Origin of the sequence: Paraburkholderia sp. CNPSo 3274 (assembly GCF_024206475.1) — a bacterium.
Classification (GTDB): domain Bacteria; phylum Pseudomonadota; class Gammaproteobacteria; order Burkholderiales; family Burkholderiaceae; genus Paraburkholderia.
In genome coordinates, this window is record NZ_JAMBPR010000029.1 from 61,269 (window position 1) to 85,956 (window position 24,688).

Sequence of the window (24,688 nt, forward strand, 5' to 3'; positions counted from 1 at the left end):
TGAAAGCGGTGTTGCGCGCAGCGAGGTGCAGGCCCCCGGCGCGCAGGCAAAGGCTTTACGGTTTGAGCGAGCGGCAGAACTCGACGATACGCTGCGCGCCCTCGATGCACTCCTCGACGTCGGCGACGAGCGCCATGCGGACGAAGTCTTTACCCGGATTCGTGCCATGCGCCTCGCGCGCGAGGAACGAGCCGGGCAGAACCGTCACATTATAGTCGGCGTAGAGACGCTGGGCGAACGCGGTGTCCGTGAGGCCGCTGCGCGCGACGTTGGCCCAGAGATAGAACGCGGCGTCGGGCAATTTCACGTCGAGCACGTCGGCGAGCATGGGCGTGACGGTCGAGAATTTCCGCACGTATTTCGCGCGGTTTTCGCGCACGTGCGCCTCGTCGCCCCAGGCCGCGATGCTGGCGGTCTGCCAGACCGGCGACATGGCCGAGCCGTGATAGGTGCGGTACAGCAGGAACTGCTTGAGGATGGCGGCGTCCCCGGCCACGAAGCCCGAGCGCATGCCCGGCGCGTTCGAGCGCTTCGAGAGGCTCGACAACATCACGAGGCGCTCGAAGCCGCGGCCCAGCTGGTGCGCTGCTTCGAGACCCCCGAGCGGCGGATTGGCTTCGTCGAAGTAGATTTCCGAGTAGCACTCGTCCGAGGCGATCACGAAGCCGTAACGGTCGGAGAGCGCGAACAGCTCGCGCCAGTCGTCGAGCGTGATCACAGCGCCGGTGGGATTGCCCGGCGAGCACACGTACAGCAACTGTGTGCGCGCCCAGACTTCTTCGGGAACCTGCGAATAGTCGCAGGCGAAGTTGCGGGCCGGATCGCTGTTCACGAAGTACGGCTCGCCGCCGCCGAGCAGCGCGGCGCCTTCGTAGATCTGGTAGAAAGGGTTCGGGCAGAGTACGATCGCCCGCTTTGCCGGGTCTTTGACGCCCGCTGTCGGGTCGATCACGGCCTGCGCGAGCGCAAACAGCGCCTCGCGCGAGCCCGAGACGGGCAGGATTTCCGTGTTCGAATCGATGGCCGGCAGCCCGTAGCGCGCCTTCATCCAGTTCGCAATCGACTCGCGCAGCGCTGGGGTGCCCGCCGTGGCCGGGTACGACGAGAGGCCGTCGAGCGAAGCGACGATGGCGTCGCGGATCAGCGCCGGAGTTGGGTGTTTCGGCTCGCCGATGCCGAAGCTGATGTGGCGCAGGCCGGCGTTCGGCGTGACGTCCTTGAAGAGCACGCGCAGCTTTTCGAAGGGGTAGGACTGAAGGGTGTCGAGTAGCGGATTCACTTGGGGCTGGACAGGCGTGGGCGAAAGACGGATGGCGTGGCGCGCGGGATCGGAGTGGCCACTGCGGGCCGGCGAGCCAGTCGCACCGCGCTGGGCGAAAAACGCGGATGCGCAGCGTGGCCCTGCGGCTGCAAGCGGTCGATTATAGCGTGGCGCTGCTGCTGCTGCGGGCGCCCGCCAGATCCCGCCTTGGCGCCGCCGGTGCTTGCCGGGCGACGAAACAAAGGAAAAGCATGAAATTTTCGAACAACGACGCACGTGCTGCGAACGCGCGGCCGGGCCAAGGGAAGCGCGAGCGATGAGCCAGAGCACAGGCTTGCGCGCCGCCTGGCCGACGCTCGCCATCATGATTGGCGCATCCGTATGGGGTTTTGTCTGGTATCCGCTGCGCATGCTGGCGGCCGCCGGGCTCACCGGCACGGCCTCCAGCGCCGCAACGAGCGCGGCCGGCTGCCTCTTCGTGCTGGTGCTGCGCTGGCGCTCGCTCGCGACCGTGCGCTGGCACTGGGTGCTGCCGATGCTCGGACTCGCCGCGGGCGTGACGAACGTCGGTTTCGTGTGGGGCGCGATCCACGGCGAAGTGATGCGCGTGCTGCTGCTCTTCTATCTGACCCCGGCGTGGACGGCGATCTTCGCGCACTTCATCCTGCACGAGCGCCTGAACTGGGCGGGCGGCGCGCTTGCGGCGCTTTCGCTGCTGGGCGCGGTGCTGATGCTCTGGTCGCCGCAGTTCGGCGTGCCGCTGCCCGCGAACGCGGCCGAATGGGCGGGGCTGATCGGCGGCATGGGGTTCGCGATGAGCAACGTGCTCGTCGTGAAGACGAGCCGCGTGCTTCCGCACATGAAGCCGGAAATGCGCACCGCCGTGATCTTCGCGGGCGCGGCGCTGTTCGGCGCGCTGACCTCCTGTTTCGAGCCGATGTCGGCCGCACCGGCTGGCGAACATCTCGCGCGCGTCGTGCTGCTCGTGCTCGCGCTCGGCATCGTGCTCGGTACCAACAACATGCTCGTTCAGTACGGGCTTGCCCGCGTGCCGGCGAACCGCGCCTCGATCATCATGCTGTTCGAGATCGTCGTGACGGCGCTCACGTCCTGGCTCTTCGCCGGCGAGACGCCGGGCCCGCGCGAATGGGCAGGCGGCGCGTGTATCGTGCTGGCTTCCCTGCTGTCGAGCTGGGTGCACCGGGCGCAGGACGCGCGCAAGGGCGTCGCGCACGCGAGCGCCGACGCGAGCGTCATGACCCACGCCGACGCCAGCCGCACCGATGACGCGGACGATGCCGACAGCAGCGGCCCCGGCGGTGACGATGGCAACGGCGGCGGCAACGGCGATGGCAGCGCAGGCGGTGGCACGGGTGCTGGGCCTTCCCGCGCGCGGAATGGCGCGCGTGCGATGGTATGATTGCCGCTGATTCCCGCCGGCTGCACGCGCTCATGCGCGTTCGTACGGCGAGCCGTGGCGGCTGCCCAGTGCGCACTCCGCCGTCGCGCGATCGATACCGGATTCGCGGCGGCAAGCGACGTACGGCACAGCCGGTCCCGTTCACCACTATTCCAACAGCGATATCGCCGTGCGTCTGACTTCGATTAAACTCGCTGGCTTCAAATCATTCGTCGATCCCACGCATTTCCAGGTTCCGGGCCAACTCGTCGGGGTGGTCGGGCCAAACGGCTGTGGGAAGTCCAACATCATCGACGCGGTGCGCTGGGTGCTGGGTGAATCCCGGGCGTCCGAGCTGCGCGGCGAGTCGATGCAGGACGTCATCTTCAACGGCTCCACCGCGCGCAAGCCCGGCAGCCGCGCGAGTGTCGAACTGGTGTTCGACAACGCGGATGGCCGCGCCGCCGGCCAGTGGGGCCAGTATGCCGAGATTGCCGTGAAGCGCGTGCTCACGCGCGACGGCACGTCGAGCTACTACATCAACAACCTGCCGGCGCGCCGGCGCGATATCCAGGACATTTTCCTGGGTACGGGCCTCGGCCCGCGCGCCTACGCGATCATCGGGCAGGGCATGATCGCGCGGATCATCGAGGCGAAGCCCGAGGAGTTGCGCGTGTTCCTCGAAGAAGCCGCGGGCGTTTCGAAATACAAGGAACGCCGCCGCGAGACCGAGAACCGCCTGCACGACACGCGCGAGAACCTCACGCGTGTCGAGGACATCGTGCGCGAGCTGTCCAGCAACCTCGAAAAGCTCGAGGGCCAGGCGGTCGTTGCCACGAAATTCCGCGAACTGCAGTCCGAGGGCGAGGAAAAGCAGCGCCTTCTGTGGCTCTTGCGCAAGAACGAGGCAGCGGGCGAGCAGCAACGCCAGCAGCGTGCGATCGAGCAGGCGCAGATCGACCTGGAGCGCCATACCGCGCAGCTGCGCGAAGTGGAAGCGCAACTCGAAACGCTGCGCGTGGCCCACTACTCGGCAAGCGACGCCATGCAGGGCGCACAGGGCGCGCTTTACGAAGCGAACGCCGAGGTGAGCCGTCTCGAAGCCGAGATCAAGTTCATCGTCGAGTCGCGCAACCGCGCGCAGGCGCAGATCGCCGCGCTCACCGCGCAGCGCGAGCAATGGCAAGTCCAGGCGCAGAAGGCGCAGGACGATATCGAAGACGCCGAAGAACAACTGGCGATCGCCGAGGAAAAGGCGGCGCTGGCCGAGGACGATGCGGCGGCGAAGCAGGAAGCGCTGCCCGCGCTCGAAAACCGCTGGCGCGACGCGCAGGCGCAACTGAACGACGAGCGCGCGGGCATCGCGCGCACCGAGCAGGCCATCAAGCTCGAAGCCGCGCATCAGCGCAATGCCGACCAGATGCTCCAGCAGCTTCAACAGCGCCACGAGCGTCTGAAGTCGGAGGAAGGCGGCCTCGACGCGCCGGACGAAGCCCAGCTCGAAGAGCTGCGCATGCAGCTGGCCGAGCAGGAGGAAGTCCTGCACGAAGCGCAGGCGCGCCTCGCCGACGCGCAGGAAACGGTGCCGCGCCTCGACGCGGAACGCCGCGCCGCGCACGAGCGCGTGCAGGCGGAAAACGCACAGATCCACCAGTTCGAAGCCCGTCTCGCTGCACTCAAGCAGTTGCAGGAAAACGTGCAGACGGAAGGCAAGATCCAGCCGTGGCTCGAACGTCACGAACTGGGCGCGTTGCCGCGGCTGTGGAAGAAGCTGCACGTCGAAGCGGGTTGGGAAACGGCGCTCGAATCGGTGTTGCGCGAGCGGGTCGCCGCGCTCGAGGTGTCGAACCTCGACTGGGTGAAGGCATTCGCGAGCGACGCTCCGCCTGCGAAGCTCGCGTTCTATTCGCCGCCGGCTGCGGGTCAGGCGAGCGCTGCGGCCGCGGGCCTCACGCCACTGCTCTCGCTCGTGCGTATCGACGATGCGGGCTTGCGCGCGGTGCTCACCGAATGGCTCGGCTCGACCTACGTTGCCAACGATCTCGGCGAGGCGCTCGCCCAGCGTGCGCAATTGCCCGGCAGCGGCGCGTTCGTCGTGAAGGCCGGCCATACGGTGACGCGCGTGGGTGTGCAACTGTACGCCGCCGACACCGAGCAGGCCGGCATGCTCGCGCGTCAGCAGGAAATCGAGAATCTCGAGCGCCAGGTGCGTGCCCAGACACTGCTCGCCGACGAGGCACGCACGGCTGTCGTGCGCGCGGAAGCGGCGCACACGCAGGCCGCCCAGGTGCTCACGGATGTGCGCCAGCAGACCGAGCGCGCGACCCAGCGCGTGCACGCGCTGCAGATGGATGTGCTGAAGCTGACCCAGGCGCATGAGCGCTACACGGCGCGCAGTACGCAGATCCGCGAAGAGCTCGACGAAATTCGCACGCAGATCGAAGAGCAGCGCGCGTTGCGGGCGGAGTCGGAAGCGAACTTCGAGCGCCACGATGTTGAACTCGCCGAACTGCAGGCCCGCTTCGAGGACAACCAGCTCGCCTTCGAAGCGCTCGACGAGGAACTTGGCGCGGCTCGCAACCAGGCGCGCGACCTCGAACGCGCGGCGGCCGACGCGCGCTTTGCCGCGCGCAACATGGCGAACCGCATCGAAGAGTTGAAGCGCAACATTCAGGTCGCGCACGATCAGAGCGAACGCGTGGCCGCGTCGCTCGAAGACGCGCGCGCCGAACTGGAAACGATCAACCAGCAGACCGCGCACACGGGCCTGCAAGACGCCCTGGAAATTCGCGCGCAGAAGGAAGACACGCTGCGCGCCGCGCGCGCCGAACTCGACGACCTGAGCGCAAAGCTGCGCGCCGCCGACGAAACGCGCCTCGCCGCGGAGCGCGCGCTGCAGCCGTTGCGCGACCGCATCACCGAGCTTCAGCTCAAGGAACAGGCCGCGCGCCTGAACGGCGAGCAGTTCGTCGAACAACTGCAGGCCGCGGGCGTCGACGAGGCCGCGCTGCAGGAAAAGCTCACGGCAGATATGAAGCCGTCGTATCTGCAAGGCGAGGTCACGCGCATCAACAACGCGATCGCGGCGCTTGGGCCCGTGAACATGGCCGCGCTCGACGAACTGGCCGCGGCGAAGGAGCGCAAGACCTTCCTCGACGCGCAGTCGGCCGACCTCACGAGCGCGATCGAAACGCTCGAAGACGCGATTCGCAAGATCGACCAGGAAACGCGCACGCTGCTGCAGGGCACGTTCGACGAAGTGAACCGTCATTTCGGCGAGTTGTTCCCGCGCCTGTTCGGCGGCGGTCAGGCGAAGCTCATCATGACCGGCGACGAGATTCTCGACGCCGGCGTGCAGGTGATGGCGCAACCGCCTGGCAAGAAAAATTCGACGATTCACCTGCTCTCTGGCGGTGAGAAGGCGCTCACGGCCACGGCCCTCGTGTTCGCGATGTTCCAGCTCAACCCGGCGCCGTTCTGTTTGCTCGACGAAGTGGACGCGCCGCTCGACGACGCGAACACCGAGCGCTTTGCGAACCTTGTTCGCGCGATGTCGGACAAAACACAGTTCCTGTTCATTTCGCACAACAAGATCGCCATGGAGATGGCGCAGCAGCTCATTGGCGTGACGATGCAGGAGCAGGGCGTTTCGCGCATCGTCGCGGTCGACATGGAAACTGCGGCGGGTTTCGCCCAAAATACGGTCTAATCGATTTATACGGTCTAACGGACGGCGCGCGATGCGCGGCCGGCGGCGCCATCGGTGAGGCAGCCGCCGCGCGCAATGCGCTCGCCAGAGAAACGGTGCGCAGAATGAGCGCGCCGTCGAATAAGAATTGCTGATGGAGCATGCATGGACGAGTTGACTCTCGGGTTGATCGGCGCGGGCGCCGTGGTAGTCGGGGGCGTGGTGGTGTACAACGCGTGGCAGGGCGCGAGGGTGCGCCGGCGCATGCCGCGCCCGATGCCCGAAGAGGCGGTCGAAGCGGCGCAGCGCGACGAGTTCCAGGAGCCGAGCCCGTTCATCGAACCGGCGCATGCTCCGTCGCGCCGCGAGCCGTCGCTTGCGGGCAGCACGGAAGCCGAGCGAGTGGAGCCGGGTTTCGGGACCGCGGCGCCGCTCGATACGCCGGCCGACATCCAGGCGGAAACGACGACACCCAACGGCTTTCCGGAGGCTGAATCCAGTATGGACGCGGGTACTGATACGGCGCCGGCTGCCAGTGCGGCTGCCCCGCAATCCGTTAAGGACGGCGCCGACGAAGCCGAGCGCATCGAGCCGGTCATGCCGGCCGCCACGACGATCTCTTCGGCGCCGCCCGCCGTGGTTGACCGTCGCATCGACTGCATCGTGCCGATCCGGCTTGGTGCGGCGGTGGCGGGCGAGCGGGTGATTCCGTTGGCGCAGCGGCTGCGCCGCGCGGGCAGCAAGCCGGTTCACATCGAAGGCAAACCCGAAGGGGGCGACGGTTGGGAGTTGCTCCAAAGCGGCGTGCGCTACGAGGAACTGCGCGCGGCTGCGCAACTCGCGAATCGCAACGGCCCGCTCAACGAACTCGAGTTCTCGGAATTCGTGACCGGTGTGCAGCAGTTTGCCGACGCGCTCGACGCCGCGCCCGAGTTTCCGGACATGATGGAGACGGTCGCCATGGCGCGCGAACTGGACGGCTTCGCCGCGCAATGCGACGCACAGCTTTCCGTCAACGTGATGTCGGATGGCGCGCCGTGGTCGGCAAACTATGTGCAGGCCGTGGCCGCTCAGGACGGCTTGCTGCTTTCGCGCGACGGCACGCGCTTCGTGAAGCTCGACGCGAAGCAGAGCCCCGTTTTCATGCTGCAGTTCGGCGACACCAACTTCCTGCGCGACGACCTCACGTACAAGGGCGGTGAGCTGATTACGCTGATCCTCGACGTGCCCGTGGCCGACGAAGACATCCTGCCGTTCCGCCTGATGTGCGACTACGCGAAGTCGCTTGCCGAGCGCATTGGCGGGCGCGTGGTCGATGACCAGCGCCGGCCGCTGCCGGAATCGGTGCTCCAGTCGATCGACAAGCAGCTCATGACGCTTTACGCGAAGCTGGAGCAGGCCGGCATTCCGGCCGGCTCGCCGGCCACGCGGCGACTGTTCAGCCAGTAACGCAGCAGGCCCGCAGGCGGCCAAAAGACAAGGCGCGACGCCGTAAGGCGCCGCGCCTTTTTTTGCGCGCAGGCGGCGCGGCGTGGAGGGCGCGGGCAGGTCGTGGCGATCGTTCATGGGCCGGGCGCGGTCGCCGGTACGCGTAATGCGGTGCGTTCAAGTTCGCATTGCTGGACGTGGGCGTCAATGCGACGGACGCAGCAGCGTTAGCTATTCGGCCAGGACCCTGGCGAGGCCCGTTCGGCGGCGCACGAAGATGGCCGTTCCGCCGATGCGACACGCGCCGCTTCCTGAGATAATCTGACGTCCGAAATCATTTCCAATCGCGAGTTGCCCAAGGCATGGTCCGTACTCCCGCCCGTCCTCCCGAAGAAGCCACCGCTGCGCAGCGCGCGGTGTGGTTGCGCGCTGAACTCGAGCGTGCGAATCACGCCTACTACGTGCTCGACCAGCCGGAACTGCCCGACGCGGAATACGACAAGCTGTTCGGCGAACTTCAGCAGATCGAGGCCACGCATCCCGATCTCATCACGCCCGATTCGCCCACTCAGCGTGTGGGTGGCGAAGCCGCTGGAGGCTTCGAGCCCGTGGTCCACGACGTGCGGATGCTTTCGCTCAACAACGGCTTTGCCGACGAGGACATCGTCGCGTTTGACAAGCGCGTGACCGATGCACTCGGCAAGGTCGGGGGCGCCGAAGTCGCGGTGGTCGAGTACGCCGCCGAACTCAAGTTCGATGGCCTCGCCATCTCGCTGCGCTACCTCGACGGCGCGTTCGTCCAGGCGTCCACGCGCGGCGACGGCGCGACCGGCGAGAACGTCACGGAGAACGTGCGCACGATCCGCTCGTTGCCATTGCGCCTGAAGGGCAAACGCGTGCCGAAGGTGCTCGACGTACGCGGCGAAGTGCTGATGTTCCGCCGCGACTTCGAGCGTATGAACCAGCGTCAACGCGATGCCGGCCAGAAGGAATTCGCGAACCCGCGCAATGCGGCGGCGGGCAGCCTGCGCCAGCTCGATCCGAAAATCACGGCGCAGCGGCCGCTCTCGTTTTTCGCTTACGGCATTGGCGTGCTCGAGGGAGAGCCGATGCCGGCCACCCATAGCGAACTGCTCGACTGGTACGCGGAAATGGGCCTCCCGGTCAATTCCGAGCGAGCGGTCGTGAAGGGGGCGCAAGGTCTGCTGGAATTCTTCCGCGCCGTGGGCGAGAAGCGCGATGGCCTGCCGTACGACATCGACGGCGTGGTCTACAAGGTGAACCGCCGCGACGAGCAGGACGCGCTCGGCTTCGTCTCGCGTGCGCCGCGCTTCGCGCTCGCGCACAAGTTCCCGGCCCAGGAAGCGCTCACGAAGCTGCTGGCCATCGACGTTCAGGTAGGCCGCACGGGCGCGATTACGCCGGTGGCGCGGCTCGAGCCAGTGTTCGTCGGCGGCGCGACGGTGACCAACGCCACGCTGCACAACGAAGACGAAGTGCGGCGCAAGGACATCCGCATCGGCGACACGGTGATCGTGCGGCGCGCCGGCGACGTGATTCCCGAGGTGGTCAGCGCACTCATGGACCGCCGTCCGGCCGACGCCCACGAGTTTGTGATGCCGACCGAATGCCCGGTCTGTGGGTCGCGCATCGAGCGCCTGCCCGACGAGGCAATCGCGCGCTGCACGGGTGGCCTGTTCTGTCCGGCCCAGCGCAAGCAGGCGCTCTGGCACTTCGCCCAGCGCCGCGCGCTCGATATCGACGGCCTGGGCGAGAAGATCATCGACCAGTTGGTCGACCAGAACCTCGTGCGCACGCCCGCCGATCTTTTCAATCTCGGCTTCGGCACGCTCGCGCAGCTCGAGCGCATGGCGGACAAGTCGGCGCAGAACCTGCTCGACTCGCTCGAGAAGGCCAAATCCACGACACTTGCGCGCTTCATCTACGCGCTCGGCATTCGGCACGTGGGCGAATCGACGGCCAAGGATCTCGCCAGGCACTTTGGCTCGCTCGATCCGATCATGAGCGCGTCGGTCGAGGAATTGCTCGAAGTGAACGACGTGGGGCCGATCGTCGCGCTCGCGATTCACGAGTTTTTTGCGGAAGAGCATAACCGCACGGTGATCGAGCAACTGCGCGCACCGGGCAAAGTAACATGGGCCGAAGGCCCGCCCGCGCCGAAGGCGCCGGTGGGCGCGCTGGCCGGCAAGACGGTGGTGCTCACGGGCACGCTGCCCACGCTCTCGCGCGACGAGGCGAAGGAGATGCTGGAAGCAGCCGGGGCGAAGGTCGCCGGCTCGGTGTCGAAGAAGACTGACTATGTGGTGGCGGGCGCCGACGCGGGCAGCAAGCTCGCAAAAGCCGAGGAACTCGGCGTGCCGGTGCTCGACGAAGAAGGAATGCGCAAGCTCCTGGAGAGGCAAACGACATGATTCGCAAAATTCTCAGAATGGGCGATCCGCGCCTGCTTGGCATTGCGAGGCCAGTGGATCACTTCGATACGCCCGAGTTGCACGAACTCATTGCCGATATGTTCGACACCATGCACGCGGCGAACGGTGCGGGACTCGCCGCCCCGCAGATCGGCGTCGACTTGCAAGTGGTGATCTTCGGTTTCGAGCAGAATGAGCGCTATCCCGAGGCGCCGGCCGTTCCGCAAACGGTGCTCATCAACCCGGTTATCCATCCGCTGTCGCACGACATGGAAGAGGGCTGGGAGGGGTGTCTTTCGGTGCCGGGCATGCGCGGTGCCGTGAGCCGCTATTCGATGATCCGCTATGACGGCTTCGATCAGTACGGCACGCCCATCGAGCGTGTGGCCGAGGGCTTTCACGCACGGGTCGTCCAGCACGAATGCGATCACCTCATCGGCAAGCTGTACCCCATGCGCATTACCGACTTCTCGAAGTTCGGCTTTACCGAAGTTCTGTTTCCGGAACTCGACCCGAACAGCGACGAGTGAAGAGCGAAGCATCGAAAAAAAACGGGAGCCAGATGGCTCCCGTTTTTCATTCGGCGCGGCGCCAGGCGCCGAAATGGCTTTAGAACGCTTCGTCGGCGGCCAGATAGCGCCATTGGCCTTGCGGCAGCGCGCCGAGCAGCACGCGGCCCATGCGCACGCGCTTGAGGCCCACGACCTTGAGGCCGACCAGTTCGCACATGCGGCGGATCTGGCGCTTTTTGCCTTCGCGCAGCACGAAACGCAACTGCTCGCCGTTTTGCCAGCTCACCTGCGCGGGCTTGAGCGGCACGTCGTCGAGCGACAGGCCGTGGCGCAGTTGCGCGAGCAACTCGGGCGGGAAGTGCTGATCGATTTCGGTCTCGATGTCGTTGTAGGTGACGCGCACGAGGTATTCCTTGTCGATGTCCGAGCTCTCGCCGATCAACTGCTTGGCCACGCGACCGTCCTGGGTCAGCACGAGCAGGCCAGTCGAGTCGATGTCGAGCCGGCCAGCCGGCGCGAGCGTGCGCAGATGCGTGGCCGAGAAGCGGATACCCGACTGATCGCCGTCCCAATGATTCTCGCCGGTGATCAGCGTAGCGGCGGGCTCGTAGCCGTCCTCGGCCTGGCCCGACACATAGCCCACGGGCTTGTGCAGCAGGATCGTCACCTGGCGCGCCTGCGCGGCGAGCGCGGCCGGACCGACTTCGATGCGCTGATTCGGTGTGACCTTGGCGCCGAGCGTGTCGACGACTTCGCCGTCCACATACACCCAGCCTTTTTCGATCCATTCGTCGGCTTCACGGCGCGAGCACAGGCCCAGTTCGGACATGCGCTTGGACAGGCGCAGGGCGTTGTCCCCGTCGACTTCTTCCCGCGGTGTGCGACGCGGTGCGGATACAGCGTCATCGGTGCGGCGTGGGGACTTCTCGGCCGATTTGACAGGGCGGGCGGTCTTGCGGCCGCCGCCTTCTTCGGCGCTGCGGCGTGCGCGCGGCGCGGCGCCTTGACGCTCATCGCTCCACGCGGATTTCACCGGGCGCGCGGCGCGGCGCTCGGTGCCCTCGTCGCGGGCGCGTGCGGGGCGGCGGTCGTCACTGTCCGTGCGGCGGACGAAGCGCCCCTCGCTGGTTTCGCCGCGGCTTCGCGGCGGACGGCGATCATCGCCTTCGGTGCGCCGTTCGAAGCGACGCTCGTCACCTTCCTCGCGGCTGCGCGGCGGGCGGCGGTCGTCACCCTCGGGGCGGCGCGCGAAGGGACGTGCACCACCTTCGTCGCGGTTACGCGGCGGGCGGCGATCATCGCCTTCGGTGCGACGCGCGAAGGGGCGTGCGCCACCTTCTTCACGGCCGCGCGGCGGGCGTCGGTCGTCACCCTCGGGGCGGCGCGCGAAGGGACGTGCGCCGCCTTCGTCACGGCTGCGCGGCGGTCGGCGGTCATCGCCTTCGGCACCGCGCGTGAAGGGGCGTGCACCGCCTTCCTCGCGGCTGCGCGGCGGGCGGCGGTCATCGCCTTCGGCACGGCGCGCGAAGGGACGTGCACTGCCTTCCTCACGGCTGCGCGGCGGCCGGCGGTCATCGCCTTCGGTGCGTCGTTCGAAGCGTCGGTCGCCGCCTTCGTCACGGCCGCGCGCAAAGCCACGCGCCTCATCGCCGGAGCGACGGGCCGGGCGGCGCTCGTCGCCGAACCCGCCTTCGCGAGCCGGCCGCGCCGGGCGCTCGCGTGGACGCGTATCGCCGGTGCGAGGCGTGGCGCGGCCGGTTGAGGTGCGCGCAGGCTTCCCGGCGGAAGTTTTCGCGGCCGATGCAGGCCGGGCGTCAGCCGGCCGCACCTCAGCCGGCCGCACCTCAGCCGGCCGCACCGGCTTACGCGCGGTCGTGCTGCCGCGGCGGACGGGGGCGCGTTCCGGAGTGGTCGGGCGCGGATGTTTGGCTGTCAGTTTGGCTCGCATGGATCTGGATATTTCGCTTGGGTCATTCACACTGCGATCGCGCGCAGCAATTCGGTTTCGACGTGAATCTGCTGGCGGTTGTCGGAGAGTCCCGAACCGTCGAGCAGAAACACGTCTTCCACACGTTCGCCGAGCGTATTGATCCGCGCCGCATGGACGCCGACATGATGCTCCGCGAGCACGCGCGCGATGGAATAGAGAAGGCCCGGCCGGTCGTTCGCCGACACGGACAGGATGTAGTATTGGCCGCGCTCGTCGGCCCGCAGGTCGACGCGCGGCGTCACCGGGAAGGTGCGTGAGAGGCGCGAGAGACGGCCCTTCGATGGCTCGGGCAATGCATTGCCCGTCGCCTTCAGGCGCGCCGCGAGTTCCTGCTCGACCAGGTTCGCGATATCGCGGTAATGCACGTCGCCCTCGGTGTGGGCGACGATGAAGTTATCGAGCGCGTAGCCGTGGCGCGTGGTGCTCACGCGCGCGTCGAGCACGGAAAGGCCGCTGCGGTCGAAGTACGCGCACATCGTCGCGAAGAGGTCCGGGCGGTCCTGCGCGTAGACGAGCACCTGCAACGCCTCGCCGATCGGCGACGGGCGCGCACGCACGACCGGCTCCGGCGCCTCGACGTGGCGGTAGAGCACGCGCGTTTGCCAGGCGATGTCGGCGGCGTCGTGGCGCAGGAAGTAGCCTACGTCGAGCTTGTCCCAGAGCGCGCGGTGCACGTGCTCCGGCACCGTCTCGAGACGCAGCAGCGCAAGCGCCAGCTCCTGGCGCGTTTTGAGCTCCGAGTGCGCGTCGGGCTTGGCGCCGCCGAGCACGGCGAGCGTCGAGCGGTAGAGGTCTTCGAGCAGCTTGCCTTTCCAGTTGTTCCAGACCTTCGGGCTCGTGCCGCGAATGTCGGCGACCGTCAGCAGGTAGAGCGCCGAAAGACGCCGCTCTGTGCCGACGAGTTCGGCGAAGCGCTTCACGACCTCGGGGTCGGTGATGTCCTGCTTCTGGGCGACCTGGCTCATCGTCAGGTGCTGCTGGACGAGCCAGACAACCAGGTCCGCGTCGTCGCCCGTGATGTCGTGCTCGCGGCAAAAGCGCCGCGCGTCTGCCATGCCGAGCTGCGAGTGGTCGCCGCCGCGCCCCTTGGCGATGTCGTGGAACAGCGCCGCGACGTAGAGCACCCATGGATGCTCGAAGTTGGCGATGAGCTGGCTGCAGAAGGGATACTCGTGCGCATGTTCAGCCACGGCGAAGCGGCGCATATTGCGCAGCACCATCAGGATGTGCTGATCGACCGTATAGACGTGATAGAGGTCGTGCTGCATCTGTCCGACGATGCGGCGGAAATTCAGCAGATAGCGCCCGAGCACGCTCGTCTGGTTCATGAGCCGCATGGCGTGCGTGATGCCGGCCGGCTGCTTGAGGATCTCCATGAAGAGCCGGCGGTTTTCCGGGTCGCGGCGCCAGCGCTGGTCCATGGACTCGCGCGCGTTGTAGAGCGCGCGCAGCGTGCGCGCCGACAGGCCCTTCACGCCCGGCACCTGCTCGTAGAGCAGGAATGCTTCGAGAATCGCGTGCGGCTCGCGTTCGAATACGTCGTCGCTGACGATCTCCAGCATCCCCTGCTTCTCGACGAAGTGCTCGGAGAGCGTGCGCGTGATGCCGCTCGTGCTTGGGAAGAGCTGCGCCTCGATGTTCTGGATCAGGATGGTGGAAAGCTGCGTGACTGCCTTCGCGGCCCAGTAGTAGCGGCGCATGAGCTGCTCGCTCGCACGCCGTGCGCTGCTGGCCTTGTAGCCGAAGCTTTCGGCCACGGCCGTCTGCAGGTCGAACACGAGGATGTCCTGGCGGCGGCCCGCGATCACATGCAGGCGCGCGCGCAGCGCCTTCAGAAATGCCTCGTTGCGGCGCAGTTCGCGCGCCTCGCGCCCGGTAATGAGGCCGCGCTGGTCCAGTTCCTTCCAGCTGCTGCCGAAGGCGGCGGCCTCGGTGACCCAGAGGATCAGCTGCAGGTCGCGCAGGCCGCCGGGGCTTTCCTTGACGTTGGGTTCGAGCGAATAGGGCGTGTCCTGGAAGCGCGCATGTCGCTGGCGCATTTCGAGCACTTTCGCCTGGAAGAACGCCCGCGGGTCCATGGCGTCGCGATAGCGCTGCGCGAAGTCGCCGAAGAGCGTCGCGCTGCCCGTGATGCGGCGCGCCTCGAGGAGCGACGTGCGCACGGTGACGTCGTTGGCGGCTTCTTCGAGGCATTGCGAGACGCTGCGCACGCTGCTGCCGATATCGAGTCCGAGATCCCACGCAAGGCCGATAAATCGCTCGATGCGTTCTTCGAGCGGCGCGAGCGGCTCGTCGTCCGGCAGCAGCACGAGGATATCGACGTCGGACCAGGGCGCAAGCTCGCCGCGCCCGAAACCGCCCACCGCCACGAGCGCCAGCGTGGCCGGCAGCTCGCACAGGTTCCAGGCGCTGCACAAGGTGTCGTCGGTGGTGCGGGCGAGGGCGCGCATCAACGAGTCGACATTGGTCGCGGTCTTGAAACGCTCGAGCAACTGGGCCTTGGCGGCCTTGTAGTCGGACTTCAGCGACGACGTATCGGGAACGGCGACAGCGGGAACACTCATGGGCTCGGGTCGTGTCTGGCGTGGTTGGGCGGGTGGCAGGTCGTGCGCGCGATCGGCCTGGCGCAGGGTCGCGTTGGTTCGTCGGTCAGTGCGTCGGCTGCTTGGCAGGCTACCCCATCGTGCTGCTGGCGCCGGGCGGCGTGCGCATGTTATGCCTCGCTCTCGATGGGCGTACTAGCCCCCGAGGCGCGGGTCGCTCTCTACGAGTTCACCCATTTTGCGCCGGATCGCGCGATGAAGCGCTTTCCGGCACTTTTTTCGGCAGTCAGGCTGCCGTGCCCGCCATCTGCGCGACGATGGCTGGCTTGGCAGGCGTACCCGCCGAGACCGTCAGGACCTCGTAGCCCGTTTCAGTCACGAGTACCGTGTGTTCCCACTGTGCCGAGAGGCTGCGATCCTTCGTCTTGACGGTCCATTGGTCCGGCATCGTGCGAATGTCGCGGCGGCCGGCGTTGATCATCGGCTCGACGGTGAAGATCATGCCGGGCACGAGTTCGATGCCGGTGCCGGGGCGGCCGTAGTGCAGGACCTGCGGGTCTTCGTGAAACACGGTGCCGATGCCGTGGCCGCAGTATTCGCGCACCACGCTGTAGCCCTGGCTTTCGGCGTAGCGCTGAATGGCATGGCCGATGTCGCCCAGGTGGCCGCCCGGACGCACCTGGTCGATGCCGAGCCACATGCATTCATAGGTGGTCTGCACGAGGCGCTTCGCGAGGATCGAGCCTTCGCCGACGATGAACATGCGGCTCGTGTCGCCGAAATAGCCTTCCTTGATGACGGTGATGTCGATATTGAGCGCGTCGCCGTTCTTCAGCGCCTTGTCGCCCGGAATACCGTGACAGATCACGTCGTTCACCGAAGTGCAGATCGCCTTCGGGTAGGGCGGATAGCCGGGCGGCTGATAGTTCAGCGGCGCGGGCACCGTGCCCTGCACATTGGTCATGTATTCGTGGCACAGGCGGTCGAGTTCACCCGTCGTCACGCCCGCGGTGACGAACGGCGTAATGTAATCGAGCACCTCGCTCGCCAGTCGGCAGGCGACGCGCATTTGCGCGATGTCTTGTTCGTTCTTGATCGAAATGGCCATGGTATGCGCCCGAAAATGCAGTCGAATATTGAATTATCGCACCTAATGCCAGTGGTCGCTGACTTTTGAAAAGGCAGGTCGCGATCCGGTGCGCGCTGCATGTGCCATTGATGGCGCCGTATTCCGCGGGTAATAGCTGTCTTGAATAAGGGGTAGTTTGCGTGCTATACTCTTCGGCTAAGTCGCTTCCCATATTCTTCGAATTCATGTTCGAAGGAAGTACGCAAGTACACGCGGGGGCGGCCGGATCCGCCGTTGCCGCGGAGCGCTTTGCCAAAGACGAATTTTGGCGGGTGCGCGAAGAACATTCGGAAGCATCTTCTTCAGGCAGCACACTCGCAAGCCGGCGCACCCAGGGTGTCGGGCGCGTCGATCTCCGGAAATGGGAGGGCGCACCGATACGGCAGCCGGCTTCAGACCCAAACCCTAGCGGAGAATTGAAACATGGCAGTTACCATGCGCCAGATGCTGGAAGCCGGTGTCCACTTCGGTCACCAAACGCGCTTCTGGAACCCGAAGATGGCCCCCTTCATCTTCGGTCATCGCAACAAGATTCACATCATCAACCTCGAAAAGACGCTGCCGATGTACAACGACGCGCTGAAGTACGTGCGTCAACTGGCAGCGAACCGCGGCACGATCCTGTTCGTCGGCACGAAGCGTCAATCGCGCGACACGATCGCTCTGGAAGCGCAGCGCGCTGGCATGCCGTTCGTGAACGCACGCTGGCTCGGCGGCATGCTGACCAACTTCAAGACGCTGAAGGTTTCGATCAAGCGCCTGAAGGACATGGAAGCAGCCGTGGAAGCGGGCGAGCTCGAGAAGATGAGCAAGAAGGAAGCGCTCCTGTTCGAACGCGAAATCGCCAAGCTGCAAAAGTCGATCGGCGGCGTGAAGGACATGGGCGGCATTCCGGACGCGATCTTCGTGGTCGACGTCGGCTACCACAAGATTGCCGTGACGGAAGCGAACAAGCTGGGCATCCCCGTGATCGCCGTGGTCGACACGAACCACTCGCCGGAAGGCATCGACTACGTCATTCCGGGTAACGACGACGCCAGCAAGGCTGTCGCGCTGTACACGCAAGGCGTGGCGGACGCGATCCTCGAAGGCCGTGCAAACTCGGTGAACGAAGTCGTCGCAGCAGCGCGTGGCAACGACGGCGACGACGAGTTCGTCGAGGTCAATTCGGAGGCGTAAGCTGCCCCGTGTCCGGCAAGAAAAGGGGGCTTTCCATAGGCCCCTTTTTTTTAAGCCGCGACTTTCGTCGCCGCGACATATGCGCGGCACCGTAGCCCTGTAGAAGCAGCTGTAAAAAAGCGTTTCACCGCAGGCGGAAACGGAAACGAATTTCTGCCGGCCGCGTCGAAAGGCGGGCGGCGTGTACCAGACAGACTCAAGGAGCGAATGATGGCGGCAATTACCGCAAGCATGGTGGCAGAACTGCGCGCGAAGACCGACGCGCCGATGATGGAATGCAAGAAGGCGCTGACGGAAGCCGACGGCGACCTGGAGCGTGCCGAAGAACTGCTGCGCGTGAAGCTCGGCAACAAGGCCAGCAAGGCCGCTTCGCGCGTCACGGCTGAAGGCGTGATCTCGTCGTTCATCGGCGGCGGCGCTGGTGCGATCGTCGAACTGAACTGCGAAACCGACTTCGTTTCGAAGAACGATGACTTCATCGGCTTCTCGACGAAGATCGCCGAACTCGTCGCCACGCAAAACCCGGCTGACGTCGCCGCGCTGTCGGTGCTGCCGCTGGACGGCTCGACGGTCGATGCAGTGCGCCTCGCACTGGTCGGCAAGATCGGCGAAAACCTCTCGATCCGCCGTTTCGCGCGTTTCGAAACCGCCAACAAGCTGGCTGCCTACCTGCACGGCACGCGTATCGGCGTGCTGGTCGAGTACACGGGTGCGGACGAGCAAGTGGGCAAGGACGTCGCGATGCACATCGCCGCGATGAAGCCGGTCTCGCTGTCGTCGGACGACGTGCCGGCCGACCTGATCGCCAAGGAGCGCAGCATCGCCGAGCAGAAGGCCGCCGAATCGGGCAAGCCGGCTGAGATCGTCGCGAAGATGGTCGAAGGTTCGGTCCAGAAGTACCTGAAGGAAGTCTCGCTGCTGAACCAGCCGTTCGTTAAGAACGACAAGCAGACGATCGAGCAGATGCTCAAGGCTGCTGGCGCGACGGTGCAGAAGTTCGCCCTCTTCGTGGTGGGCGAAGGCATCGAGAAGCGCCAGGACGACTTCGCTGCCGAAGTGGCCGCGCAAGTCGCTGCTGCAAAGCAGCAATAAAGACGGGTAAGCCCGCCTCGCCGCGCCTTGTGCGGCAGGCGGGAACCGCAGTTGTTGCAGCACCGCAGTTAGCACCGCAGTTTGCTGAGTTGTAAGCCGTGGCGGAGCAATCCGCCGTGGCGGGCAGCGTAGCGGCGACGCGCATGGTAGTCCCCCGCCGTGCGCGGCGCCGGAAATCTTCGCTATTTCTGGCGGCGCTTGCCCGAAGCCGTATTTCACCCCTACAGTTTCAAGTTATTGCCCTTTGCGCGCGATCCTGGATACCTCCATGCCCACACCCGCCTATAAACGCGTCCTGCTCAAACTTTCCGGCGAAGCCCTGATGGGCGATGATGCCTTCGGCATCAATCGCGCCACGATCGAACGTATGGTGGCAGACGTGGCCGAGGTGGTGCGTCTGGGCACCCAACTCGCAGTCGTGATCGGCGGCGGCAATATTTTCCGGGGCGTCGCGGGCGGCGCGGCCGGTATGGACCGTGCAACGGCCGACTACATGGGTATGCTGGCCACGATGATGAACGCGCTCGCACTGCAGGACGCCATGCGTCACGCGGGCATCGAGGCGCGCGTGCAGTCGGCGCTGCGCATGGACCAGGTCGTCGAACCATACATCCGCCCCCGCGCGATTCGCCAGCTCGAAGAAGGCAAGGTCGTGATCTTCGCCGCCGGCACGGGTAACCCGTTCTTCACCACCGACACGGCTGCTGCGCTGCGCGGCTCGGAAGTCGGCGCCGAAGTCGTGCTGAAGGCCACCAAGGTCGACGGCGTCTACTCGGCCGACCCGAAGAAGGACCCGGACGCCACGCGTTACTCGACGATCAGCTTCGATGAGGCAATTGGCCGCAACCTGCAGGTGATGGACGCCACCGCGTTCGCGCTGTGCCGCGACCAGAAGCTGCCGATCCGGGTTTTTTCCATCGTCAAGCCGGGTGCGCTCAAGCGCATCGTTCTGGGCGAAGACGAAGGTACGCTCGTCCACGTGTAAACTCTCGTCTCACGAGAGGTTCGAACACGGGCCGCGCCGCCCATCAGCGCGCCGGCGGGCTCGTTCCGTTATGAAGGTTCGGAGGTATCAAAATGGCTGTGGCTGACATCAAGAAGGGCGCCGAGCAGAAAATGCAGCGCTCGATCGACGCGTTCAAGAGCGATCTGGCGAAAATCCGCACGGGCCGCGCCCACACCGGTCTGCTCGACCACATCCAGGTCGACTACTACGGCTCGCCCGTGCCCATCTCGCAGGTCGCGAACCTCACGCTCGTCGATGCGCGCACGATCGGCGTGCAGGCGTGGGAAAAGAAGATGGTGCCGGTCATCGAAAAGGCGATCCGCGAGTCGGATCTCGGCCTGAACCCGGCCACGCACGGCGACCTGATCCGCGTGCCGATGCCCGCGCTCACCGAAGAGCGCCGCAAGGAGCTCACGAAGGTCGTCAAGAACGAAGGTGAAACGGCGAAGGTCGCCGTACGTAACCTGCGTCGCGACGCCAATGAGCAGCTCAAGAAGCTCGTGAAGGACAAGGAAATTTCCGAAGACGACGAGCGCCGCGGCGGCGACGAAGTCCAAAAGCTGACTGACCGCTTCGTGACCGAGATCGACAAGCTCGTGCAGACGAAGGAAGCCGAGATCATGACGGTCTGAGGCCTTGGGGCTTCCAGATTCGCCAGATTTCTGGCGGTTTCCCTTTTTTATCGCAGTTACAGTCCAACGGCCATGACCTATACCAGCTCAACCGTTCGCGTGCCCGACGTGGCGGCCGTGCCGCGCCACATCGCGATCATCATGGACGGCAATGGCCGTTGGGCAACCCAGCGGCGCCTGCCGCGCGTCGCGGGTCACACGCGCGGCGTCGACGCCGTGCGTTCCGTGGTCGAATCGTGCGTGGAGCGCGGCGTCGAATACGTTACGCTCTTCGCCTTCAGTTCCGAAAACTGGCGTCGCCCGACCGACGAAGTGTCGTTCCTCATGCGCCTTTTCGTCACCGCGCTCGAGCGCGAGGTGGCGCGCCTGCATGCCAACGGCATCCGCCTGCGCGTGGTCGGCGACCTGTCGATGTTCAACGAGCGCATCCAGGACCTGATTCGCCGCGCGGAAACCAAAACCGCGCGCAACACCCGTCTCACGCTCACGATCGCCGCGAACTACGGTGGCCGCTGGGATATCCTGCAGGCCACCCGCAAGCTGGTCGAGGAAGCCGCGGCTACGGGACAGCCGGTTCCCGTCACCGAAGACACGCTGTCGCAGCATCTGGCAATGGCCTACGCGCCCGAACCGGATCTCTTCATCCGCACGGGTGGCGAGCAGCGGGTGAGCAACTTCCTGCTCTGGCAACTCGCCTACGCCGAGTTCTATTTCACCGATACGTTCTGGCCGGATTTCGACGCCGAAGCGCTCAGTCGCGCGATTGCGTCGTATGCCGAGCGCGAGCGCCGCTTCGGCCGCACGAGCGCGCAGGTCGTCGCGCAGAACGCCGATTCGCTTTCATGCTGAAGACCCGCGTCATTACGGCGCTCGTCCTGCTGGCAGTCTTCCTGCCGATCACGCTGTTCGCACCTGTGGCGGCGTTCGGCGCGCTGATTGGCGTCGTGGTCGTGTTCGCCGCGTGGGAATGGGCGCGCCTCCTGAAGGCGGGCGCGACCGGCTCGATTGTCTACGCCGTGATCGCGGCGGCCGCCGTGGCGCTCAGCACGCGCCTGCCGGCGCCCCGGCCGCTCTTTCAGGCGGCGGGCGTGTTCTGGATCATCGTCGGCCCTTACGTGCTACTGCGCAAGCCGGTGCTCGCCGCGGGCGCCTGGCGCGCCTTCCTGCTGGCTGCCGGGCTCGCCGTTTTCGCGGCCTGCTGGCACGCCCTCGTTGCTGCGCGCACGGCCGGCGTAGCGTTCGTTTTGTCCCTGCTACTCGTCGTCTGGCTGGCCGATATCGGCGCATACTTTGCAGGTAAGGCATTCGGAAAGCATAAGCTTGCGCCGTCGATCAGCCCCGGCAAGACCTGGGAAGGCGCCGTGGGCGGCTGGGCCGCCGTGATGGTGGTGTCCGGCGCGGCGATCGCGTTGCACGCGTTCGAACCCACGCTGTATTCCGCGCTCGCCGCCCAGATCGGGCTCGGCCGTGCGCTTTTCGTACTTACCGTGCTGGTCGCGTTCAGCGTGATCGGCGATCTGTTCGAGTCGATGATGAAGCGCCAGGCTGGCGTGAAGGATTCGAGCGGCCTCCTGCCGGGCCACGGCGGAGTCCTCGACCGCATCGACGCGCTGCTGCCCGTGCTGCCGCTTGCCATGCTGCTGTTCGGCTAGAGATTTGAATATGCAAAAACGACTCACACTGCTCGGTTCCACGGGCTCGATTGGAGACAGCACGCTCGACGTCGTCGCGCGTCATCCGCAACGCTTCTCGATCTATGCGCTCACCGCGCATCGCAACGGCGAGAAACTCGTCGAACAATGCTTGCGCTTCGCACCCGAAGTGGCCGTGGTCGGCGACGCCGACACCGCCGCGCAGGTCGAGCGCAAGCTGCGCGAGGCGGGCTCGAAGACCATCGTGACCTACGGGCCGCAGGCGCTCGTCGAAGTCTCGAAAAGCGATGGCTGCGACACCGTGGTCGCGGCCATTGTCGGCGCGGCGGGTCTCGCACCCACGCTCGCAGCGGCGAAGGCCGGCAAGCAGATCCTGCTCGCCAACAAGGAAGCGCTCGTGATGTCGGGCGACATCTTCATCGACGCCGTGCGCGACAGCGGCGCCGTGCTGCTGCCGCTCGACAGCGAGCACAACGCCGTGTTCCAGTGCTTCCCGCGCGAAAACGCGCAGCGCGACGGCGTGACGAAGATCATCCTGACCGCCTCGGGCGGCCCGTTCCGGACCCGCGAGCCTTCGACGCTCGTGAACGTGACGCCCGACGAGGCCTGCAAGCACCCGAACTGGTCGATGGGCCGCAAGATCTCCGTCGATTCGGCCACGATGATGAACAAGGGCCTCGAAGTGATCGAGGCGCATTACCTGTTCGACCTGCCGGGCGAGCGCATCGACGTGCTGATCCACCCGCAGAGCGTGATTCACTCGATGGTTTCGTACGCCGACGGTTCGGTGCTCGCGCAACTAGGCAACCCCGACATGCGCACGCCGATCGCGCACGCGCTGGCGTACCCGGACCGTGTCGATTCCGGCGTCGCGCAGCTCGATCTCGCGCAAATCGCGACGCTCACGTTCGAAAAGCCCGACTACGCGCGCTTTCCGTGTCTTGCACTCGCGATGCAGGCATTGGCCGCCGGCGGCGTGGCGAGCGCGGCGCTCAACGCGGCGAACGAAGTTGCAGTGGAAGCATTTTTGAACCGGCGCATCGGCTTCATGGCCATCGCCCAGACGGTAGATGCCGTACTAAACGCGCTCGAGAACCGCAACGCGTCGAGTCTCGAAGTCGTGCTCGAAGCCGACGCGGCTGCCCGCCGCGCGGCTCACACCATCATCGACAGCCTGCCGGTGCCGGCCTGACAGGTCAGCGAGGGGCTTGCGGAAGGGCCCTGGCGGCCCCTCAGGCACGCGAGCCCGACCTCGGGACCGCTCCCGCACCGGTGCGCTGCTTCCAGCCCAGGAGGCGCTCATGAACCTGCTTACCGAACTGGTCGCATTCGTCGTGGCGATCGGCGTGCTGGTCGTCGTGCACGAATACGGGCACTACAGCGTCGCGCGCTTGTGCGGCGTGAAGGTCCTGCGCTTCTCGATCGGCTTTGGCCGGCCGCTCGTGCAGTGGGTCAGCAAAAAGAGCGGCACTGAGTGGACCATCGCGGCGCTGCCGCTCGGCGGCTACGTGAAGATGCTCGACGAGCGCGAATCGCCCGACCAGATTCCCGCGAGCGATTTGCCGCACGCATTCAACCGCCAGTCGGTCGGCAAGCGCATTGCGATCGTCGCGGCGGGGCCGATCGCCAATTTCGTGCTGGCCGTCGTGCTCTTTGCGGTGGTGTACGCGAGTGGGGTGACCGAGCAGAAGGCCATTGTCGCGGCGCCGCCCGCGCAATCGGCGGCGGCTCGGGCCGGCTTTCAGGGCGGCGAAACGATTCTTTCGGTGAGCGACGCAAACGGCAGCCGCTCCGAGCCCGTGCGTTCGTGGTCCGACCTGCGCTGGAAACTGCTTGCCACGGTGTTCGACCAGGGCAATGTCGTTCTTGCCGCGCGTGACGGCGAGGGTACCTACGATTTCCCGCTCGATCTCTCGCAACTGACCGGCAAGGACCTCGACGACGACTTCATGGCGAAGCTCGGCCTCGAGGCGGGCGGCAATACGCTCAAGGTGGCGGCCGTGGAGGCGGGTAGTGCGGCGCAACATGCCGGGCTGCAAGCGGGCGATCAGCTGCGCGCCGTCGATGGCCGGCCCGTGGACAGCGCAAGCACTTTCATCGCCTACGTGAAGGCGCGTGCGGGCAAGCCCATGCGGCTCACGGTCGCGCGCGGCGACGCTACACAGCACGTGCAGCAGACGCTCTCGCTCACGGTCACGCCGACGCTGCAGCGAGACGCGCAGACGGGCGAGGAAGTGGGGCGAATCGGCGCTGCGCTCTCGGCGCAGCCGCCTTCCGTGGACGTCCGTTATGGGCCGCTCGAGAGCGTGCGGCTCGGTGCGTATCGCACGTGGGACATCGCCGTGTATTCGCTGCGGATGTTCGGCCGCATGATCACGGGCGAAGCATCGCTTAAGAATCTGTCGGGCCCGGTGACGATTGCTGACTATGCCGGCAAGAGTGCGCGACTCGGTCCTTCAGCGTTCCTGTCGTTCCTCGCCCTCGTGAGCATCAGCCTCGGCGTATTGAATCTGCTCCCAATTCCGGTATTGGACGGGGGGCATCTGTTATATTATGCGGTTGAAGCCGTAACGGGCAAAGCCGTCTCGGACCGCTGGCAGCTCGTACTGCAGCGCGCGGGACTTGCCTGCATCGTCGCACTGTCGGCGATCGCGTTGTTCAACGATCTGGCTCGGTTAATCCATTTTTAAAGATGTCTGGCGGCGTCCGTGGGCGTACCGCCTGACCTGATGCAGCTATACATAA

The 24,688-nt window shown here is 66.0% G+C and carries 18 protein-coding genes; 14 read left to right on the forward strand and 4 right to left on the reverse strand.

Translation table 11 applies throughout. From position 1 onward, the window contains the following. Positions 1 to 55: 55 nt before the first annotated feature. Entirely contained in the window at positions 56 to 1,279 is a 1,224-nt protein-coding gene (gene dapC / locus M3I54_RS20650; protein ID WP_254339242.1) for a succinyldiaminopimelate transaminase, read from the reverse strand. A 298-nt stretch (positions 1,280 to 1,577) separates the two neighbouring features. On the opposite strand from dapC, the gene M3I54_RS20655 reads away from it, so the two are divergent. The 5 genes from M3I54_RS20655 (at position 1,578) to def (ending at position 10,738) form a co-directional block, all read left to right on the forward strand. Next, positions 1,578 to 2,681, forward strand: coding sequence for a DMT family transporter (locus M3I54_RS20655; RefSeq protein ID WP_254339244.1), 1,104 nt, complete (start codon positions 1,578 to 1,580; stop codon positions 2,679 to 2,681). A 169-nt stretch (positions 2,682 to 2,850) separates the two neighbouring features. After that, positions 2,851 to 6,369 carry a chromosome segregation protein SMC gene (gene smc, locus M3I54_RS20660; RefSeq protein ID WP_254339246.1) on the forward strand — a complete coding sequence of 1,173 codons (3,519 nt, stop codon included), beginning with the start codon at positions 2,851 to 2,853 and terminating at the stop codon, positions 6,367 to 6,369. 144 nt (positions 6,370 to 6,513) lie between these two features. Further along, complete coding sequence (locus M3I54_RS20665) at positions 6,514 to 7,797, forward strand: cell division protein ZipA C-terminal FtsZ-binding domain-containing protein (RefSeq protein ID WP_254339248.1); 1,284 nt, start codon at positions 6,514 to 6,516, stop codon at positions 7,795 to 7,797. Positions 7,798 to 8,138: 341 nt separating this feature from the next. Next, positions 8,139 to 10,208 (forward strand): NAD-dependent DNA ligase LigA, encoded by a 2,070-nt coding sequence (gene ligA, locus M3I54_RS20670; RefSeq protein WP_254339257.1) that lies wholly within the window; start codon positions 8,139 to 8,141, stop codon positions 10,206 to 10,208. Then, positions 10,205 to 10,738: a peptide deformylase gene (def, locus tag M3I54_RS20675; protein WP_254339259.1), complete on the forward strand. Its 534-nt coding sequence runs from the start codon at positions 10,205 to 10,207 to the stop codon at positions 10,736 to 10,738. Before ligA ends, def begins: the two co-directional genes overlap by 4 nt. Before the next feature lie 79 nt (positions 10,739 to 10,817). Here def and M3I54_RS45140 read toward each other — a convergent pair whose 3' ends face one another. Next, entirely contained in the window at positions 10,818 to 11,753 is a 936-nt protein-coding gene (locus M3I54_RS45140; protein ID WP_309249626.1) for a pseudouridine synthase, read from the reverse strand. On the opposite strand from M3I54_RS45140, the gene M3I54_RS45145 reads away from it, so the two are divergent. Next, positions 11,724 to 12,482 (forward strand): hypothetical protein, encoded by a 759-nt coding sequence (locus M3I54_RS45145; protein WP_309249627.1) that lies wholly within the window; start codon positions 11,724 to 11,726, stop codon positions 12,480 to 12,482. The genes M3I54_RS45140 and M3I54_RS45145 overlap by 30 nt on opposite strands. Before the next feature lie 212 nt (positions 12,483 to 12,694). Here M3I54_RS45145 and M3I54_RS20685 read toward each other — a convergent pair whose 3' ends face one another. Then, a complete protein-coding gene (locus tag M3I54_RS20685) occupies positions 12,695 to 15,274 on the reverse strand; it encodes a [protein-PII] uridylyltransferase (RefSeq protein WP_254339264.1) in 2,580 nt (859 codons plus the stop codon). A 265-nt stretch (positions 15,275 to 15,539) separates the two neighbouring features. Continuing rightward, positions 15,540 to 16,361 (reverse strand): type I methionyl aminopeptidase, encoded by an 822-nt coding sequence (gene map / locus M3I54_RS20690; RefSeq protein WP_069265615.1) that lies wholly within the window; start codon positions 16,359 to 16,361, stop codon positions 15,540 to 15,542. Positions 16,362 to 16,805: 444 nt separating this feature from the next. Here map and rpsB point away from each other — a divergent pair, with 444 nt between their 5' ends. From rpsB to rseP, 8 genes are all read left to right on the forward strand, one after another. Continuing rightward, on the forward strand, positions 16,806 to 17,561 hold the full coding sequence (gene rpsB, locus M3I54_RS20695) for a 30S ribosomal protein S2 (protein ID WP_254339267.1): 756 nt from the start codon (positions 16,806 to 16,808) through the stop codon (positions 17,559 to 17,561). A 210-nt stretch (positions 17,562 to 17,771) separates the two neighbouring features. After that, complete coding sequence (gene tsf, locus M3I54_RS20700) at positions 17,772 to 18,653, forward strand: translation elongation factor Ts (protein WP_254339315.1); 882 nt, start codon at positions 17,772 to 17,774, stop codon at positions 18,651 to 18,653. A 268-nt stretch (positions 18,654 to 18,921) separates the two neighbouring features. Further along, positions 18,922 to 19,638 (forward strand): UMP kinase, encoded by a 717-nt coding sequence (pyrH, locus tag M3I54_RS20705; RefSeq protein ID WP_254339276.1) that lies wholly within the window; start codon positions 18,922 to 18,924, stop codon positions 19,636 to 19,638. 92 nt (positions 19,639 to 19,730) lie between these two features. Then, positions 19,731 to 20,291: a ribosome recycling factor gene (gene frr, locus M3I54_RS20710; protein WP_028204060.1), complete on the forward strand. Its 561-nt coding sequence runs from the start codon at positions 19,731 to 19,733 to the stop codon at positions 20,289 to 20,291. A 72-nt stretch (positions 20,292 to 20,363) separates the two neighbouring features. Then, complete coding sequence (locus M3I54_RS20715; RefSeq protein WP_254339278.1) at positions 20,364 to 21,140, forward strand: isoprenyl transferase; 777 nt, start codon at positions 20,364 to 20,366, stop codon at positions 21,138 to 21,140. Further along, positions 21,134 to 21,943, forward strand: coding sequence for a phosphatidate cytidylyltransferase (locus M3I54_RS20720; protein ID WP_254339280.1), 810 nt, complete (start codon positions 21,134 to 21,136; stop codon positions 21,941 to 21,943). Before M3I54_RS20715 ends, M3I54_RS20720 begins: the two co-directional genes overlap by 7 nt. A 10-nt stretch (positions 21,944 to 21,953) precedes the next feature. Next, positions 21,954 to 23,135: a 1-deoxy-D-xylulose-5-phosphate reductoisomerase gene (locus M3I54_RS20725; RefSeq protein WP_254339282.1), complete on the forward strand. Its 1,182-nt coding sequence runs from the start codon at positions 21,954 to 21,956 to the stop codon at positions 23,133 to 23,135. A gap of 109 nt (positions 23,136 to 23,244) precedes the next feature. Then, positions 23,245 to 24,633: an RIP metalloprotease RseP gene (gene rseP / locus M3I54_RS20730; protein WP_254339292.1), complete on the forward strand. Its 1,389-nt coding sequence runs from the start codon at positions 23,245 to 23,247 to the stop codon at positions 24,631 to 24,633. Positions 24,634 to 24,688 lie beyond the last annotated feature (55 nt).

Bases quoted from the DNA above. Each gene is read 5' to 3' on its own strand.
- M3I54_RS20655 (WP_254339244.1), top strand. From the start codon at position 1,578: ATGAGCCAGAGCACAGGCTTGCGCGCCGCCTGGCCGACGCTCGCCATC.
- M3I54_RS20665 (WP_254339248.1), top strand. From the start codon at position 6,514: ATGGACGAGTTGACTCTCGGGTTGATCGGCGCGGGCGCCGTGGTAGTC.
- ligA (WP_254339257.1), top strand. From the start codon at position 8,139: ATGGTCCGTACTCCCGCCCGTCCTCCCGAAGAAGCCACCGCTGCGCAG.
- def (WP_254339259.1), top strand. From the start codon at position 10,205: ATGATTCGCAAAATTCTCAGAATGGGCGATCCGCGCCTGCTTGGCATT.
- M3I54_RS20685 (WP_254339264.1), bottom strand. From the start codon at position 15,274: ATGAGTGTTCCCGCTGTCGCCGTTCCCGATACGTCGTCGCTGAAGTCC.
- map (WP_069265615.1), bottom strand. From the start codon at position 16,361: ATGGCCATTTCGATCAAGAACGAACAAGACATCGCGCAAATGCGCGTC.
- rpsB (WP_254339267.1), top strand. From the start codon at position 16,806: ATGGCAGTTACCATGCGCCAGATGCTGGAAGCCGGTGTCCACTTCGGT.
- tsf (WP_254339315.1), top strand. From the start codon at position 17,772: ATGGCGGCAATTACCGCAAGCATGGTGGCAGAACTGCGCGCGAAGACC.
- pyrH (WP_254339276.1), top strand. From the start codon at position 18,922: ATGCCCACACCCGCCTATAAACGCGTCCTGCTCAAACTTTCCGGCGAA.
- frr (WP_028204060.1), top strand. From the start codon at position 19,731: ATGGCTGTGGCTGACATCAAGAAGGGCGCCGAGCAGAAAATGCAGCGC.
- M3I54_RS20715 (WP_254339278.1), top strand. From the start codon at position 20,364: ATGACCTATACCAGCTCAACCGTTCGCGTGCCCGACGTGGCGGCCGTG.
- M3I54_RS20720 (WP_254339280.1), top strand. From the start codon at position 21,134: ATGCTGAAGACCCGCGTCATTACGGCGCTCGTCCTGCTGGCAGTCTTC.
- M3I54_RS20725 (WP_254339282.1), top strand. From the start codon at position 21,954: ATGCAAAAACGACTCACACTGCTCGGTTCCACGGGCTCGATTGGAGAC.
- rseP (WP_254339292.1), top strand. From the start codon at position 23,245: ATGAACCTGCTTACCGAACTGGTCGCATTCGTCGTGGCGATCGGCGTG.